The sequence below is a fragment of the Fluviicola taffensis DSM 16823 genome (assembly GCF_943372375.1).
Taxonomy (GTDB): domain Bacteria; phylum Bacteroidota; class Bacteroidia; order Flavobacteriales_D; family Crocinitomicaceae; genus Fluviicola; species Fluviicola taffensis_A.
In genome coordinates this window covers 1-16,644 of the sequence record NZ_CALRYJ010000022.1, presented here as the reverse complement: position 1 = coordinate 16,644, position 16,644 = coordinate 1, and the positions used below count along the sequence as shown (strand labels likewise).

13 protein-coding genes are annotated in these 16,644 nt (G+C 40.6%); 10 read left to right on the top strand and 3 right to left on the bottom strand.

Annotated features, from left to right (window positions below; all coding sequences use genetic code 11):
* Positions 1-170 precede the first annotated feature (170 nt).
* Positions 171-830: a peptide-methionine (S)-S-oxide reductase MsrA gene (msrA, locus tag AAG807_RS19420; protein WP_341907730.1), complete on the top strand. Its 660-nt coding sequence runs from the start codon at positions 171-173 to the stop codon at positions 828-830.
* A 42-nt stretch (positions 831-872) separates the two neighbouring features.
* Here the strand turns inward: msrA and AAG807_RS19415 are convergent, their stop codons facing one another.
* A complete protein-coding gene (locus AAG807_RS19415; RefSeq protein ID WP_341907728.1) occupies positions 873-2,828 on the bottom strand; it encodes a thioredoxin domain-containing protein in 1,956 nt (651 codons plus the stop codon).
* Between the two features lie 416 nt (positions 2,829-3,244).
* Between AAG807_RS19415 and AAG807_RS19410 the strand changes: the two genes are divergently transcribed.
* The 7 genes from AAG807_RS19410 (at position 3,245) to AAG807_RS19380 (ending at position 11,660) form a co-directional block, all read left to right on the top strand.
* A complete protein-coding gene (locus tag AAG807_RS19410; RefSeq protein ID WP_341907725.1) occupies positions 3,245-4,720 on the top strand; it encodes a hypothetical protein in 1,476 nt (491 codons plus the stop codon).
* 33 nt (positions 4,721-4,753) lie between these two features.
* The gene (locus AAG807_RS19405; RefSeq protein WP_341907723.1) at positions 4,754-6,073 is read left to right on the top strand and encodes a GDSL-type esterase/lipase family protein; all 1,320 of its coding nucleotides are present in this window, start codon (positions 4,754-4,756) and stop codon (positions 6,071-6,073) included.
* Positions 6,074-6,093: 20 nt separating this feature from the next.
* Positions 6,094-7,761: an MBOAT family O-acyltransferase gene (locus tag AAG807_RS19400; RefSeq protein ID WP_341907722.1), complete on the top strand. Its 1,668-nt coding sequence runs from the start codon at positions 6,094-6,096 to the stop codon at positions 7,759-7,761.
* 80 nt (positions 7,762-7,841) lie between these two features.
* A complete protein-coding gene (gene lipB, locus AAG807_RS19395) occupies positions 7,842-8,549 on the top strand; it encodes a lipoyl(octanoyl) transferase LipB (protein ID WP_341907813.1) in 708 nt (235 codons plus the stop codon).
* 2 nt (positions 8,550-8,551) lie between these two features.
* Entirely contained in the window at positions 8,552-9,784 is a 1,233-nt protein-coding gene (locus tag AAG807_RS19390) for a serine hydrolase (protein ID WP_341907720.1), read from the top strand.
* Positions 9,785-9,810: 26 nt separating this feature from the next.
* Positions 9,811-10,221 (top strand): hypothetical protein, encoded by a 411-nt coding sequence (locus AAG807_RS19385; RefSeq protein WP_341907718.1) that lies wholly within the window; start codon positions 9,811-9,813, stop codon positions 10,219-10,221.
* A 2-nt stretch (positions 10,222-10,223) separates the two neighbouring features.
* Positions 10,224-11,660, top strand: a complete 1,437-nt coding sequence (locus tag AAG807_RS19380; RefSeq protein WP_341907716.1) for a glycosyltransferase family 39 protein — start codon at positions 10,224-10,226, stop codon at positions 11,658-11,660.
* A 135-nt stretch (positions 11,661-11,795) separates the two neighbouring features.
* On the opposite strand, the gene hppD is transcribed toward AAG807_RS19380, so the two are convergent.
* Together hppD and AAG807_RS19370 are read right to left on the bottom strand one after the other, a co-directional pair.
* Complete coding sequence (gene hppD / locus AAG807_RS19375) at positions 11,796-12,959, bottom strand: 4-hydroxyphenylpyruvate dioxygenase (protein ID WP_341907715.1); 1,164 nt, start codon at positions 12,957-12,959, stop codon at positions 11,796-11,798.
* Between the two features lie 136 nt (positions 12,960-13,095).
* Positions 13,096-14,256, bottom strand: coding sequence for a homogentisate 1,2-dioxygenase (locus AAG807_RS19370; protein WP_341907713.1), 1,161 nt, complete (start codon positions 14,254-14,256; stop codon positions 13,096-13,098).
* A gap of 233 nt (positions 14,257-14,489) precedes the next feature.
* Between AAG807_RS19370 and AAG807_RS19365 the strand changes: the two genes are divergently transcribed.
* Both AAG807_RS19365 and AAG807_RS19360 read left to right on the top strand, forming a co-directional pair.
* Positions 14,490-15,422, top strand: a complete 933-nt coding sequence (locus tag AAG807_RS19365) for an NAD-dependent epimerase/dehydratase family protein (protein WP_341907711.1) — start codon at positions 14,490-14,492, stop codon at positions 15,420-15,422.
* Positions 15,423-15,556: 134 nt separating this feature from the next.
* Positions 15,557-16,435, top strand: a complete 879-nt coding sequence (locus AAG807_RS19360) for a hypothetical protein (RefSeq protein ID WP_341907708.1) — start codon at positions 15,557-15,559, stop codon at positions 16,433-16,435.
* The last annotated feature ends 209 nt before the right edge of the window (positions 16,436-16,644 follow it).

Below are 16,644 nucleotides of genomic sequence, written 5' to 3'. Positions count from 1 at the left end.
GGTGCGAATATAATCAGTTGAACCGACTTTTTAAACCTTTCTCTTTTTTTTTGTTGCTTTAATCTCATTAAATTAGACCGATAAGTCATTTTTTATCCTTAACAAAGGTTAAAAATGTCCTGTTTCGAATCCGGATTCCCATTCGTGTCGTAACTTGAAAAAAAAATCTCATGAAACACGTCGTTTTCTTTTTAATCGTTACGCTCTTATCCTTGAGCGCATGTGGTCAGAAAAACAAATCCGCAGAAAAATCCCAACTGAAAGTCGATAAAAGTCCGGCAGAACTAGCCAACTACCAGGTTGCTTATTTTGGAAGCGGCTGCTTTTGGTGTGTGGAAGCCATTTACGAATCTGTAAAAGGTGTCGCAGAAGTTGAAAGCGGTTACTCCGGTGGCCATGTCGAAAACCCAACTTATGAAGAAGTTTGTACCGGAACAACCGGGCATGCGGAAACCGTGAAGATCTATTATGATTCGACCGTTATTTCCTATGATGACCTTTTGAAAGTGTTTTATGATTCTCATGATCCCACAACTGCGAACCGACAAGGACCGGATGCAGGAACGCAATACCGCTCAGCAATCTTTTATCAGAACAATTACGAGCGCGACCATGCGAAAGCTTACATCCAGAAATTATTGCGGGAAAAGAAATTCCCTTTGATTACAACGGAAGTGGTGAAATACACTGCTTTCTTTAAAGCAGAAGAATACCATCAGAACTTTGAGTGTAAAAATCCGCACAACGGATATATTGAAGCAGTTTCCGAACCAAGATTGGAACGGTTCAAGATCAAGGCTCCGGAGATGCTGAAGGAAGAAAAGAAATGAGAGAACAAGTCGGGGTGAAAAATTTTTCACCCCGACTTGTTCTTATATATTCTCCAAATAATCTTCCACTTCTTTTATGTTTACCATTGGAATAGAACACAATCCGGCTGCACAAACAGTTGCTTCCTGATCATCTGAATAGCGTACCAGCAAAAACGGTGAACTTTGCTTTCTGAACACATTCCATTCTGCTGATTTTGGAATCGTAAGCAAACGGACTTCCTGTTGGAACCGATGCAACAGCAATGCCCAATTGGAATATCCGGAACCATATTGTTCCATTCCTTCAATTACATTCTGGAGCATTTGTTTGGCTTTCGCTTCGTAGTCCAGATTATCAACCAATAAAGAAAGTGTCAATAGGTTATTTGCCATAATACTGTTGGTGGATGGAATCACGTTGTCATTGATCTCCATTTTGCGCGCAATCAGATCGTGGTCATCGGAAGTGAAAAAGAACATCCCGGATTTTCCATCATAGAAATGAGTCAACGCATAGTTGCATAGTTCCTGAGCAAAACTCAAATCGGCTTCATCGCCCGTAATTTGATAAAGCGAGAGGAAAGCCTGAATGGTCGTTGCGTAATCGTCTAAAAATCCGGTTATGAATGACTTTTGATTTTGTCTGGTATGGAATAATTGAAAATCATTGGTCGTTTGATAGTTCCGAAGCCATTTCGCAATCTGCAAAGCCAGTTTCAGGTAAGCGTGATCTTCCGTTGCCTTGAATGCTTCTACCAGACCCGTTATGGTTAGCGCATTCCAAGCCGTCAGACATTTGGTGTCTGTAACAGGTGCGATGCGTTTTTTGCGAATATGTAACAAGGTATCCAATTGATCCTGGATTTTTGAGGGCGTGACAGAAGGATTGGTCTTGCAAAATTCTTCCCAGGTTTCATTCCGCAACAAAACCCATTGTTGATCTTCCCAATAACCTTTATTCGCGGGATTATAGAATTGCCAGAACCAGGATGCGTTTTCGCCCAAGACAGACTCGATCTCTTCTTTTGTCCAAACGTAATACTTCCCTTCTACTCCTTCCGAATCGGCGTCTTGAGCCGCAAACAAACCACCCTCTTCACTTTGCATTTCGCGTTCAAGCCAGCCTAGTGTCTGATCCAATACACGCTTGTATTCGGGAGTTTTTGTTTGAGCATAGGCCTGGGCATATACACTTAACAATTGTCCGTTATCGTAAAGCATTTTCTCAAAATGAGGGATTTTCCACAAAACATCAACTGAATATCGCGAAAAACCTCCACCAACCTGATCGTAAATTCCTCCCAAAGCCATTTTATGAAGCGTCAGATCGACATACTTTTGGATTTGCTCATTCTTTTCCAAAGATCCATAATGCAGTAAAAACTCGAGGTTGCTCGGAAGCGGGAATTTCGGAGCTGAAGTTGGACCACCTTCCACCATATCCATTCGCGACTGCCATCTTCGAACCAACTCCCACAATTTATCTGTAGGAAAAGGGGAAACCGGTTCTGCTACTGCAATCAAATCCGATTGTTGCACACCATCTGAAAGTTCTTTCGCATATTCCAATACCTTTTCCGGTTCGGATGTATAAGTCTGATTCAAGGATTTCAATACATGCATCCATTGTTCCTTCGGAAAATAAGTTCCACCGTAAATGGGTTGTCCGTTCGGAATGGTAAAACAATTCAATGGCCATCCTCCTCTTTGAGTCATCAGTTGAACTGCTGTCATATAGACTTGGTCCACATCCGGTCGCTCTTCCCGATCCACTTTGATACAGACAAAATGTTTGTTCATCAATGCTGCCACCTCTTCATCTTCAAAGCATTCGTGTTCCATTACATGACACCAATGACAGGCAGAATATCCAACGGAAACGAGTACCAGTTTCTGCTCTTTTTCGGCTCGTTCAAAAGCTTCTTTAGACCAGGGAACCCAATTTACCGGATTGTGCGCATGCTGCTGAAGGTAGAGACTACTTTCGTGAATCAATTCATTTGTGTACTGTTCCATCCGATAAATTTACGAATAGTCCCTCTAAAAACCAGTATCACCACAGACCAAATAGACACATGTCTATCTGTATTTTGGAAGGGTTAGAGGAAAAATGGGGCTTCATCACACTTCACACCCATAATCTAATCCGCTGCATTTTTTCTCCCACGGACGTGCACGGAGGAACACAGAAGTAAACAAACCAGATCCAGAGAAAACCAAACTCTTTATTTGATTGAATCTAAATATCGTTCATATTAACAAGCAAATAAAAACTCCGTGTTCTTCAGTGCACGTCTGTGGGAAATCGTTTGGATGCGATCGCTCTTGCTACTCAAACATTTCCACAAATAATCCTCAAATGTGGGCAGATAATAAACAATCATTGGTCTATTCCCAATTTGGATTAATTTTGTAGCTCAATTTTAATGTAAGTGAAGCAACTACAACCATTTCATGTTCTTATTTACCTCGCCGGAATTCTGGCATTATTGACCGGTATCAGCTTTTTAGTCAAAGGAGACAAAATCGACCTGTTTGGTGCAGATGTCCGGTTTCTTACCCTTAATGATGCATTAACTCCGCCTAAACCGGTTGAAAAGAAAGACATCACCAATATTGTGAAGGTGGATACCTTGAATATCGAAGGACTTTCAGCAGACACCACGATCAAGAATACATTCGAATCGGATGGTAAAATGGGAGCACCTGCAGGTGGAACATTATCCGCAGAAGCTGCAACAAGTATGCAGTTCAACGAAAAGGGACAAGAAGCACTTCACACCTTCTTCGAAAAATTGGATGGCGCAGCGAAAGGAAAAAAGGTACGCATCTTACATTATGGCGATTCGCAAATTGAAGGAGATCGCATGACTTCTTACATTCGTCAACGCTTACAAACGCAATTCGGTGGATTTGGTCCGGGAACGATTCCTGCCAAAAATGAATACAATACCATCACCTTCAAACAAACCTGCTCACCCAATTTCAACCGCTACACTGCCTTTGGTGGTGCAAGCTTAAAATCGCGGAAATACGGTTCAATGAATACTGCCGCCCGTTTCACGTCTGAAATGGATAGTGTTCAAATGCTGAGTGCCACGTCTGTGAAAGAAGCATTTATTGAAATCGAACCGACCAAGACAGCGTATTCACGTGCAAGAACATACAACAATGCAAAAATGTTCTATACAAGCTGTTATGCTCCCTGCAAGATTAAAGTGTTCAATGGAACAACTTTGGTTCATGAAGATAGCTTGGAAAACGATGGAAAATACCATGTGCTTTCATTGGAATTCCCTTCTACACCGGGCAAATTGCGTTACGAATTCTCAGCTACTGTAAGTCCAACAATTATTGGTTTCTCTTTGGAAAGTGATTACGGTGTAATGGTCGACAATATCGGAATGCGCGGTTCCAGCGGAACATTTTTCGGGAAGATCGACCACAATACAGCAGCCAAAATGTATGCGGATCTGAATGTGGAAATGGTCATTATGCAATTTGGAGGAAACGGGGTTCCATACATGAATGATTCTTCATCCGTAAGACGCTATGCAAAACAATTCAAAGGTCAATTATACACTGTGAAAAAATTGCGTCCATCCGCTTCCATTATAGTGATCGGACCAAGCGATATGTCGATGCAGGCAGCAACAGGTCGCGTGACCTATAAGATGCTTCCTTTCCTGGTTCAGGAAATGACGCGTGTTTCAAAAGAAGTAGGCGCTTGTTATTGGGATCTGTTCAGTGCAATGGGAGGAGAAAACTCCATGCCTAGCTGGGTTGAAAAAGGGTTGGCAGGAAACGATTACATACACTTCACCAATCGGGGAGCAAGTATTGCATCACAACTCTTCTTTGATGCATTTGCAGCAGAGTACGTCAAATGGAAACAAGGAGCTCAATAAAACGGCATGCTCGTTGCTCAAATGAAATATTGGATGAAGTTTAGTTTTTATACCGCATTATTAATTGCCTCTCTTATTGCCTGTAACAGTCAGTCGCAAGTAGAGATCATGCGCGATAAAACGCCACTCGACAACTACACATATCCCAATTTTCATCACCTCGACACGAATTTAAAATACCAATACCCATTCATCAATTTCGGGAATAATTGTTTCCGGTTTTATAGTCCGCAAAGTGCCAATTGGGAACATCTTTTTCAGGATTTCAGGAACATGGTCACGGACAAGAATTGCAAGTTGAATTTTTACCATATCGGTGGATCACACATTCAAGCGGATGTCTACACACACGATATTCGAACCTACCTGCAGACACATTGGCTCGATATTCCCGGAGAACGCGGGTTGATTTTTCCATTTGACCTGGCGCATACCAATAATCCATGGAATTATGAATTCAAGTCAAAAAACCATTGGAACACTTACCGAAGTGTGAACTTCAACCGACCGGAAGGAATTGATTTCGGATTACTTGGCGCAGTGGTGGAAACACCGGATTCCATTGTGGAGATCACCTTTAAATATGACAAAACGGTTGTTCGGCCCGGATTCACCAGACTGAGAGTATATCACAACAAAGGTCCTTTTCCATACGAATTGAATTTCGGACCCGATGAAATCCTGATCGTAAACAAATTCCGAAATGAGAGCCTGGGTTATACCGAAGCTGTTTTTACCGATGCTGTCGACACCTTCAATCTTCAGTTTACCCGATTAATTGCCGGTCCTTACAATCTTCAGTTGAATGCCTTTCAATTGAGCAATGCATCTCCCGGAATTTCATACACTGCAATTGGAATCAATGGCGCCGGATTGTACACTTACCTTGCCAATAAGAACTTTGAAGAACAGCTAAAGGAATCCCCTCCTGACTTTTTTGCCTTTTCAGTGGGAACAAATGATGCAAACGTCCCTTATGGCTCCTTCAATCCGGAAGTTTATAAGAAGAATCTGGAAAACATGATGCTGAAAGTCCTGGCTGCCAATCCGGATTGTGCAATTCTGCTCACTGTTCCGAATGATGCCGGATACAAAAAGAAATACCTCAATAAAAACGTAGCTCGTGAACGCGACGTGATTATTGAATTGGCTAAAAAATATGAATGCCCTGTGTGGGACTTTTATGGGATCATGGGCGAATTGGGTTCTTCACGCACCTGGAAAGCAACCGGATTAATGCGGGCTGACTTAGTCCACTTCACAGCTCCGGGTTATCACTTCAAAGCAGATCTGTTTATAGACGCTTTTGAGAAGTGGCTTCAACAAATGGAAAAAAGAAAATACATCAATTAAAAAATAGTTTACCCCCTTTTATGGAATCGTTGCACCGCATTTTTAGTTTCACACATATGTCAGCAGATGACCTGGCGTTTAACCGACTGGATTTCTGGATTTTCTTCCTGGTATTCATGGTTCTCTTCAGCGTTCTCCATAAAAACCAATTGGTTCGCAGTATGTTCATTACGGTAACCAGTTTGTTCCTGTATTTCAAAACTTCCGGTTTCTTTGTGACCTTGCTTGCACTTTCGGTGATCGTCAATTTTTTCCTGGGGAAATGGATCTTTAAAGTCGACAACAAATTGGGACGAAAATGGATCATTGCTTTTTCCGCAATTTTCAATCTATTCTTCCTGGGTTTCTTCAAATACGCACACTTTTTCACGGACTCTTTCAACAAGATGTTCCATACAAAATATGAGGTCTTCAACACCTTTGCACAATGGGGAAATGGCTTTTTTGGAGACGGAACTTTTGAAACGATGATTTTGATGCCGGCCGGCGTCAGTTTTTTCACCTTCCAGTCAATCAGTTATGTCGTAGATATTTACCGCAAGGAAATCGAACCTGTAAAGAACTTTTGGGATTATTCGTTCTACGTGACTTACTTCCCGCATGTATTGATGGGACCAATCGTTCGTGCGCGCGATTTTATTCCTCAGATTTATCAGAAATTCAAACTCTCCCAAAAAGAATTCAGTGAAGCGGTCTTCCTTATTATGAAAGGGCTTTTCAAAAAGATTGTACTGGCCGATTTCATTGCGACCCATTTCATCAATGCAATTGTCGACAACCCGGATGTTTATCCCGGATATTGGAGCGTGATTGCCATGTGGGGATATTCCTTACAGATTTATGGTGATTTCTCCGGATACACCGATATCGCCATCGGAATTTCCAAATTGATGGGCTTCGAATTATTACCCAATTTCAATTCTCCATACAAAGCGAACAGTGTAGCCGATTTCTGGCGCAGGTGGCACAAATCCCTGGGTTCCTGGCTAAAGGACTACTTGTATATTCCGCTTGGAGGAAACAAGAAAGGAACGGTAGGAACCTTCATTGCGATTATCGTCATTTTTGTTTTCCTGATCTTCATTACAGGCTGGTTCGAATTGATCTTTGTCTATGTCGGCTTGATGAGTTTGTATGGAATCGCCATTCTCATAAGTCCGAAAGTGAAAACATTCATGTACCGCGATTTGAACTTACTGATCACGATGATTCTGGGTGGATTGTGGCATGGTGCTTCTCAAAACTTTGTGATCTGGGGAGCCATGAACGGTTTGGCTTTGGTTATTTACAATCACTGGAAAAAGGTTTCTCCTTATGAAAAGAGTTCCTGGTGGATTGTCCATTTCTGGAAGATCCTACTGACCTTCAATTTCATTACTTTTACACGCATCTGGTTCCGACTAAAAACAGAAGGAGCTCCGAGCAAAATGTTGGATCGCATTTTCAATCATTTCAACTTTGAATGGGAGACTTTCCAGAAGTTAATAGATACTTATTCTCCGGCACTTCTAATCATGCTATTAGGGTTTTTCATTCATTGGATGCCTCAAAAATGGAAAGATTTCATGGTGGGAAGTTTCGTGAAAACGCACATGATGGTTCAAATGTTAATAATTGCTGTATTTATTGTAATCCTTTATCAGGCAGCTTCTGATTCCTTCCAACCTTTCGTATATTTGGAGTTCTAAAAACACGCTTAGACTCCGCTCAGCGTCCTTTTAATATGAAAGCAGACTGAGCATAGTCGAAGTTATCATTCAAGAAAGAGATAGAAACTATGTTACCAAAAGTTCATTTTCAAGACTTGGGGCTCATGGATTACCAAGAAGCCTGGGATTATCAAGAAAAACTCTTTGGAGCAAGTATTGCCCTGAAAATTGAACGCCGAAACGGGACATCTGAAGAAGAAACACAAAATCACCTCTTGTTTTGTGAGCATCCACATGTTTTTACTCTTGGAAAAAGCGGTACGGAAGATCATTTACTTTTGAATGAAACCGGACTGGAAGAACACGACGCCAAATTTTACAAGATCAATCGTGGTGGAGACATTACCTATCACGGACCTGGACAACTGGTTGCTTACCCACTTTTTGATCTGGATTATTTTTTCACGGATATTCACAAATACATGCGGTATCTGGAAGAAGCGGTGATTCAGGTTTTGGCTCATTATGGGATCAAAGGGGAACGTTCTTCCGGGTTCACAGGTGTTTGGATCGACGTGGATAAACCAACAGCCCGAAAAATCTGTGCAATGGGTGTAAAAGCCTCCCGATGGATAACCATGCACGGGATCGGTTTCAATATAAATTCAAATCTTTCCTATTTTTCTCATATTGTGCCTTGCGGAATTGAAGATAAATCTGTAACTTCCTTGCAACAGGAACTTGGTAGAGCGATTGATATGCAGGAAGTAAAAGACCTCTTGAAAGAAAAACTAGCCTCCCAATTCGGATACACTTACGCACAATAGTCATGAAACGCACCCTACTGAAATGGTTAAAACGAACTGGTTGGTTTGTTTTAATCCTGTTTTTATCTGTCAACATTTTAATTCTCCTAAGCGGTCGTTTCTACCTCTACAAAGGAATTTATTATACCTATCTGCAAGGAGAAACCTCCCCCACCATTTATGATTTGAACAAATTCCATAATGCAAAGGTTCAAGCCCCAAAGAAAAGTGAACCGTGGAATTTTAAACTGAACAAGAATGAGCTGATCAGCAAAGAAGATCTGAAATACATGGATACCTGGAGGACATCTTCCTTTTTGATTGTAAAAAATGATCAGGTCATTTATGAACGTTATTGGGACGAGCATCATCCGGAAACCGTTTCCAATTCATTTTCTGCAGCAAAAACCGTTGTGAGTATCCTCATTGGAATTGCAGTTGAAGAAGGGAAAATCAAAAGTTTGGACGAACCGGTTTCCAAGTACATTCCTGAATTTTCCGGAAAAGGAAAAGAAAAAATCACGATCCGGCATTTACTCATGATGGCTTCCGGCTTGGATTGGGGTGAAAGCGGCAAAAATCCGCTGTCAGAAAACGCGGAATCTTATTATGGATGGGATTTGAGAGGTTTGGTTACGCGCCAGCATGTAGAACGTGCACCCGGAAAGGAATTCATCTATCAAAGCGGGAACTCGCAATTATTAGCTTTCATTCTGGAAAAAGCAACCGGGAAAGATTTATCACAGTATGCTTCAGAAAAGCTATGGAAACCGATTGGAGCTGAATCGGATGCGTTTTGGAGTCTGGATAAGGAAAACGGAGACGAAAAAGCATTCTGTTGTTTGTACAGTACCACAAGGGATTTTGCCCGCATTGGAAAAGTATTGGCCAACCAGGGAAAATGGAATGACAAACAGGTAATTCCTACTTCCTATTTTTATGAAATGGTTAAAAATCCGGTGATGTCTACCGAAGAAGGAGTCCCGAATACGCGCTACGGTCTGCATATCTGGACCTATGTAAGCAATGGCAACCAAGTTTATTACTGCCGTGGAATCAAAGGTCAATACATCATCGCGATTCCGGATGAACAGCTGATTATCGTGCGTACCGGTCACAAAAGAGCTCCGGATACGGACCCGAAAATTCTGAAGACCGCAAATACCAAGGCGAATCAGGAAAAAATAGGTCATCCGTCCGATTTATTTGAATACATCCGAATGGGAAGAGCGATTGCAAATGCCGCAAATGATTAACTTTGCAATCCAAAATCGGATGAGTAATGCGAGAAGAATTGAAAGGTCCTGTAGTTGAAAATGTAAGAGTGGTGATTATTCCTGAAACCAATGAGGAAGGCGGAATACAACATTATGTTTACCTGCTCAATTTAAGAGATGATATCATGGAAGGAATCATAATCACCAGTCGTGGTTATGGAGAAGATGTGAATACAGGAGAGAAAATCAAAACCTCCACCTTGAGACATTCTTTAGAAGTCCTTCTACCGGATGAAGCAGCTAAATTGGAACCGATCATGGAAGAAGTCTTCGGGTTTACAAATGAATACTGGGTTTCTTTTTGGGCGGACGATGTGATGTATGACAAACGCTTCATTTTCTTGCCGGAAACAATCAATGAAAAAAATTACACGGAGATTCCAAAATTAGGCCGTAAAGGAATTATGGTAGGATAAGTATGAAACGCACCTACTACACTGCCTTCATTATTCCGCTTTTATTCCTGATCCTGAATCTTGTTCTGAAAGGGATTTTTTTAGGATCCAACTCTTTGGGTGGAGATGAACCATTCAGTGTGTATCATTCGCAGCAATCACTGAGTAATTTGTTCACCATTTTCCAAAATGAGAATAATCCACCGCTGCATTTCATTCTACTTCACTACTGGATTAAATTCTTCGGAATTTCTGAAATCTCAGTCCGCATCCCCTCACTTATTTTTAGCGCCTTAACAGCTCTTTTTGTTTATCGAATCGGATTGCGTTTCTTCAATCTGCGCGTGGCGATTTATGCGAGTATTCTCTTCCTGTTTTCCAACTATCAGTTTACTTTTGCCCACGAAGCCAGGGCGTATGCTTTGATGGGATTACTCACTGCAGCTTCCATGTATTATTATATGGAAATTATCATTTCGAAAAATCGCAGCAATTGGAAACTGTGTTGGTTTCTTCTGGCAAACACCTTATTGATTTACACGCACTTTTTTGGCTTTTTTGTCCTGTTTATTCAATTCTTCTTTATCCTCTTCCAACGAGATTTACTAAGGGAATATTACAAATTTTTGATGCTTTTTGTCGGGGTTTTATTGCTGACCTACTCTCCTTATCTTTGGATCACCCTGCTCCGTTTCACCCATTCGACACAAGGTGGAACCTGGTTAACTCCTCCCGGCGGAATCAGCGAATTTTATGAGATGCTTCGCGTTTTCAGTAATGCTCCGGTTACTGCGGTTTTTACCATTGCAGCATTAGTTATCGGTTTGGTTCTCCTGATTATAAAGCGCAAACAAAATCCCAATCGGTTGGCCACCCGTCTAATCATTTGTTGGTTTTATATCCCCTTCGTTTTCATGTTTGTGATCTCATTTTGGATTCCCATGTTCCTGGATCGATACCTGATGTTTATTTCAATTGGTTTCTGCATCGTTGTCGCCCTTTCCGTTGATTTTATCATTCAAAAACCGACCTTTCAATACATCATCCCATCCTTTATTTGTCTTTTGTTTATTGCATCCGTGAAACCAAATAAATCGAATAAACGAGAAGTTCGGGAAACAGTAGCATTGGTAAAGAGTCTGGAAAACGACAGCACTTTGGTTTTAGTGGCTCCGGTTCACTTCTCACTGAATTTCATCTATTATTATGATCGGTCCTTATTTGGGAAATCAGATGCCCAATTTGTTCAAAACGAATTGAACAAAAGACAATTGTACTGTATTAATAGTTTGGAAGGTGTCAATTACAACCCCTGGAAACGCATTGTATTGGTAGATGCTGCCAGCAATTTTTCTGCACCGAATAACAATATTCTGAATACCTTGAATGCGGAATACAATCAAACGAACAAGCAGCACATTGAAGAAATCTTTGATGTTTATGAATTTGGAAAGAGATAATAGCCTTAAGACACACGACCAGAGATGAAAGACAAGATATTGCATAAAAAAACCTCGACTCCAATGAATGGATTGTCGAGGTTTTAAGTTTAATAAATCTGTCTTGACTCTTTTGTCTATAAGTCTTATTGTCTCTTAAAGAGTTCCGCGTTTCTCTTGTTCTCTTTCAATGGATTCAAACAAAGCCTTGAAGTTTCCTGCTCCAAATCCTTTTGCTCCCATTCGCTGAATGACCTCAAAGAAAACAGTCGGACGATCTTCTACCGGTTTCGTGAAGATTTGCAATAAATAACCTTCCTCATCCGCATCAATCATAATTCCCAATTTTTGTAACTCCTTGATGTCTTCCTTGAATTTCGACATGTGATCCTTCAAACGTTCCGGAATTGCATCGTAATAGGCCTGTGGAGGTGTCGACAAGAATTCAATTCCACGAGAGCGCATATCGGCTACCGTTGTTAGGATATCGTCTGTCGCAACGGCGATGTGTTGAACACCTTCACCTTCATAAAAATCAATGTATTCTTCGATTTGAGATCGCTTTTTACCCTCAGCAGGCTCGTTGATCGGGAATTTAATGCGTCCGTTTCCATTCGACATCACTTTCGACATCAAAGCAGAATATTCCGTGGTGATTTGTTTATCGTCAAACGATAAGAAATTCACAAATCCCATGACATCTTCAAACCATTTGACAGCTTCATTCATTCTATTCCACCCGGTATTTCCAACCATGTGATCAATGAACTTCAATCCAACAGGAGCCGGATTGTAAGTTGACTTATACTCTACATAACCAGGCATAAAAATACCTGTGTAATTTTTGCGTTCAACGAAAACAAAAACCGTCTCACCATAAGCCCCATAAATTCCTGAACGAACGACTTCTCCATGTTCATCCGATTCAACCATTGGTTCAAAAAAGGACTTTGCACCTCTTTTGGTCGTTTCTTCGTATGATTTTCTGGCATCTTCTACCCAAAGTGCAATCACTTTTACTCCGTCACCATGCTTTTTCACGTGTTCTCCGATTGGAGAATCACTCTTCAGCGCCGTTGTTAATACAATTCTGATTTTGTCTTGCTTTAGCACGTAAGATGCCCGATCTTTCACTCCGGTTTCTAACCCGGCGTAAGCTAAATCCTGAAAACCAAATGCTGTTTTATAGAAATGTGCCGCTTGTTTCGCGTTACCCACATAAAACTCCACATAATCCGTTCCCAATAAAGGCAAGAAGTCTTGTGCTCCCTCAAAAATTTTCTCTAAACCGTATTCAACGTTCTTTATTTCGTTACTCATATTTCTAATGTTTTAATTTTAAATGTTTTGCCTCTCTCCTTATACTTGCGCTAAAGCTTCAGCCTAGGCGCAGAGGGGAGATTGAGAGGGGTGCCATCCCCCTTAGTCCCCCTTCAAAGGGGGAAATAATTGAAAATTATTTATCCAGCCAACTTGTTGCGTAGGTGTTATCCTCCATATCAACAGCCGCTTGTGTTAATTTCAATGGTTTGAATGTGTCAACCATCACGGCTAACTCTTTCGTTTCTGTTTGTCCGATACTTCTTTCATAAGCTCCCGGATGCGGTCCGTGGGGAATTCCACCCGGATGCAAAGAAATATATCCTTTCTCCACATGGTTTCGACTCATGAAGTCTCCATCTACATAATACAATACCTCGTCTGAATCTATATTACTATGGTTATATGGAGCAGGAATAGAAAGCGGATGATAATCGTACAATCTGGGAACGAATGAACAAATTACAAAATTATGTCCTTCAAATGTTTGGTGAACCGGTGGTGGTTGATGCACACGTCCGGTAATCGGTTCAAAATTGTGAATGGAAAATGCATAAGGAAAACTAAATCCGTCCCATCCAACGACATCAAAAGGATGTGAAGCATATTCCAATTCATGCAATATATTCTCCTTTTTGATTCGAATAGTGAATGTTCCCAATTCATCGTGCGTTTCCAATTCGGAAGGAGCTCTTAGATCCCTTTCACAGAAAGGAGAATGTTCCAATAACTGACCGAAATTGTTCCGGTAATTGCGTGGAGTATAAACCGGAGAAAAAGATTCAACGATAAACAATCGGTTTTTCTCTGTTTCAAATTCCATTTGGTAAATCATTCCGCGGGGAACAACCAGGTAATCTCCATAACTGAAAGGAATATTCCCCATCATGGTTCTCAATTTCCCACTTCCTTCATGAATAAAGATCACTTCATCAGCATCCGCATTCTTATAGAAATAAGTCTGCATGGATTTTCTAGGTGCTGCAACAGCGATATTCAAATCGTTATTGAAAAGGACTATTTCACGTGATTCTAAAAAATCATCTTTCGGAGCCACATTGAAACCTTTCAACATGCGTGAAGTAATATTCTTATTCACCGCAGGAACAGGAGTCAAATCTTTAAACTCCTTGACAGATTTCACCATCGTCGGACGGTGCACATGGTACAACAGCGACGAAAAACCATGAAATCCTTCCGTTCCAAATAACTGTTCGTAGTACAAATCTCCTGATTCTTTCCGGAATTGTATATGTCTTTTATGAGGGATTTTCCCCAAATTATAGTAAAAGGGCATGTTTATTTATTTAATTTTTAACAATTAGACCATAGAAAAACAGCTCCCTCATTCAGGTTTTCGAATAAGGAGCCACATTAGTTTTATCGTCAATTCCAACCACATAGTATCTGAAAGATAGACAAAAATAGCGACAAAAAGAGTGCTAAAAAATGAGAATTGTCAGTTTTTAACCGAAAACGGACACTTTCATTGGTGGGAAAAAAAAGTATATTTGCGCTCAAATCTCACCCATGAAAAAAATTCTGGTTTTAGGTTCTTGCGGACAAATCGGTACGGAGTTGGTACTTACATTGAGAGAGAAATTCGGCTCTCAAAATGTTGTTGCCGCTGATTTAAAAGACGTGTGTCCCGAAAATCTTTCAAACGGTCCTTATATTCAACTGGATGCTTTAAACAAGGATTTGGTTCGGTCTTATATAATAGAACAAAAATTCTCGGATGTTTATTTACTTGCAGCCTTGCTTTCGGCAACTGCGGAAAAGAATCCGGATTTTGCTTGGAAACTGAATATGGAAAGTTTGTTCATTATTTTGGATCTGGCAAAGGAAGGACATATTTCGAAAGTATTCTGGCCTTCTTCCATTGCGGTTTTCGGTCCGACAACTCCTCGATTCAATACGCCACAATATACGGTAATGGAACCGAGCACTGTTTACGGAATTTCCAAACAAGCCGGTGAGAGATGGTGTGAATATTACTTCAACAAGTTTGGCGTGGATGTTCGCAGTATCCGTTATCCGGGATTGATCTCATACAAGAGTTTACCGGGTGGTGGCACAACAGATTATGCGGTTGACATTTACTATAAAGCAAAAGCAGGGGAACATTTCACCTGTTTCCTGAAAGAAGATACCGCCCTTCCGATGATGTTCATGGATGACGCAATCCGGGCCACCATCGAACTAATGGAAGCTCCGAAAGAGCAAGTAGTCATTCGTTCCAGCTATAACCTCTCTGCTCTGAGCTTCACTCCCAAGCAGATTTTTGAGAGTATAAAGAAACTAGTCCCTTCATTTACAATAAATTACGAGCCGGATTTCAGACAAGCAATCGCTGACTCCTGGCCTGCTTCCATAGATGATTCTCAAGCACGTGAAAATTGGGGCTGGAAAGAAAGTTATGATTTAGACAAAACAACCAAGGAAATGTTAAATAATTTGTGATTTTGATTTAAAAAAATCAAACTATTCCTTGTTAATCGAAAAAAAAAAGCACTTCAGCGAAATTTTGGTTGTATTTGGGCAACTATAACAAAATAATTCTATCTTTAGAATGCGCTACAAAACTAATTCAAAACATGTGGAAGTATAAACAAGTCGGACTCATTGTTTTTTTCCTGTCACTACTTATGACTGTCAAGGCATCACCTATTACCGATCAAGATGGCAAGCTCAATGTAACAGATGAAAAAGGAAGAAAACAGGGCAAATGGATTTACTACGGTAAAGACCGTCCTGATTCCGGTGTTCCAGCAAACGGTAAAGTCGAGGAAGGAAAATACGTTGATGACCGTAAAGAGGGTATTTGGATTAAATATCACACTGATGGAATGACTCCATCTCTCAAAGGTAATTATGAAAATAACCGTCCGAAAGGTCAGTTCACACGCTATTGGTCGAACGGGAAACCAAAAGAGAAAGGCAATTTCGAGAAGAACATTTATAAAGACTCCTTGATTCGTTATTACGAGAATGGTCAACCTTCTTACCAGGGAAATTACAATGAAATAGGAAAAGAGAACGGGAAAATTCGCTACTACTATCCAAACGGTCAGGTAGAATACGAATACGATTCCAATAATGGTACAATTTCCGGAAAAGCAGTACGTTACTATGAAAACGGTGATGTGAAAGAAATCTCTTACTTTGATGGTTCCGGAAATCAGACGAAAACAGAAGCGAAAGATCCGGTTCATCCGATGGTGAAAGTCAAAGATCCGGGACAATCGAAAGAGAAAGCCCCTTCAATTGCAGGAACTCCGAAAACACAAGGTGTCAAATGGGCTCCAAACGGTTACAATAAAGTCTACAACAACGACGGAGAAATCTGGCAAGATGGAGTCTTCAAAAACGGAGCTCTTTGGGATGGAAAAGTTTATGTGTATGACAATGATGGAATCCTTCTAAAAGTGAAAATCTATAAGGATGGTGTTTATCACTCTGACGGACAATTATAAAGCCAACCAATAACTCTCAATAATATTAAATCCCTTCTGCTCCGGTAGAGGGGATTTTTGTTTTAACCACATAGATTCTGTGTTAGTATCCAAAAGAAAACTAAATTTTCTTTACCTTTATTTTATTAAAGCAGCCTTGAGCTAGCTTGTAAAGAGTAGTAGCTATTGCAGTTGCTGCTCTTTCTCATTTAAGCTAAGTTTTTCAGCAT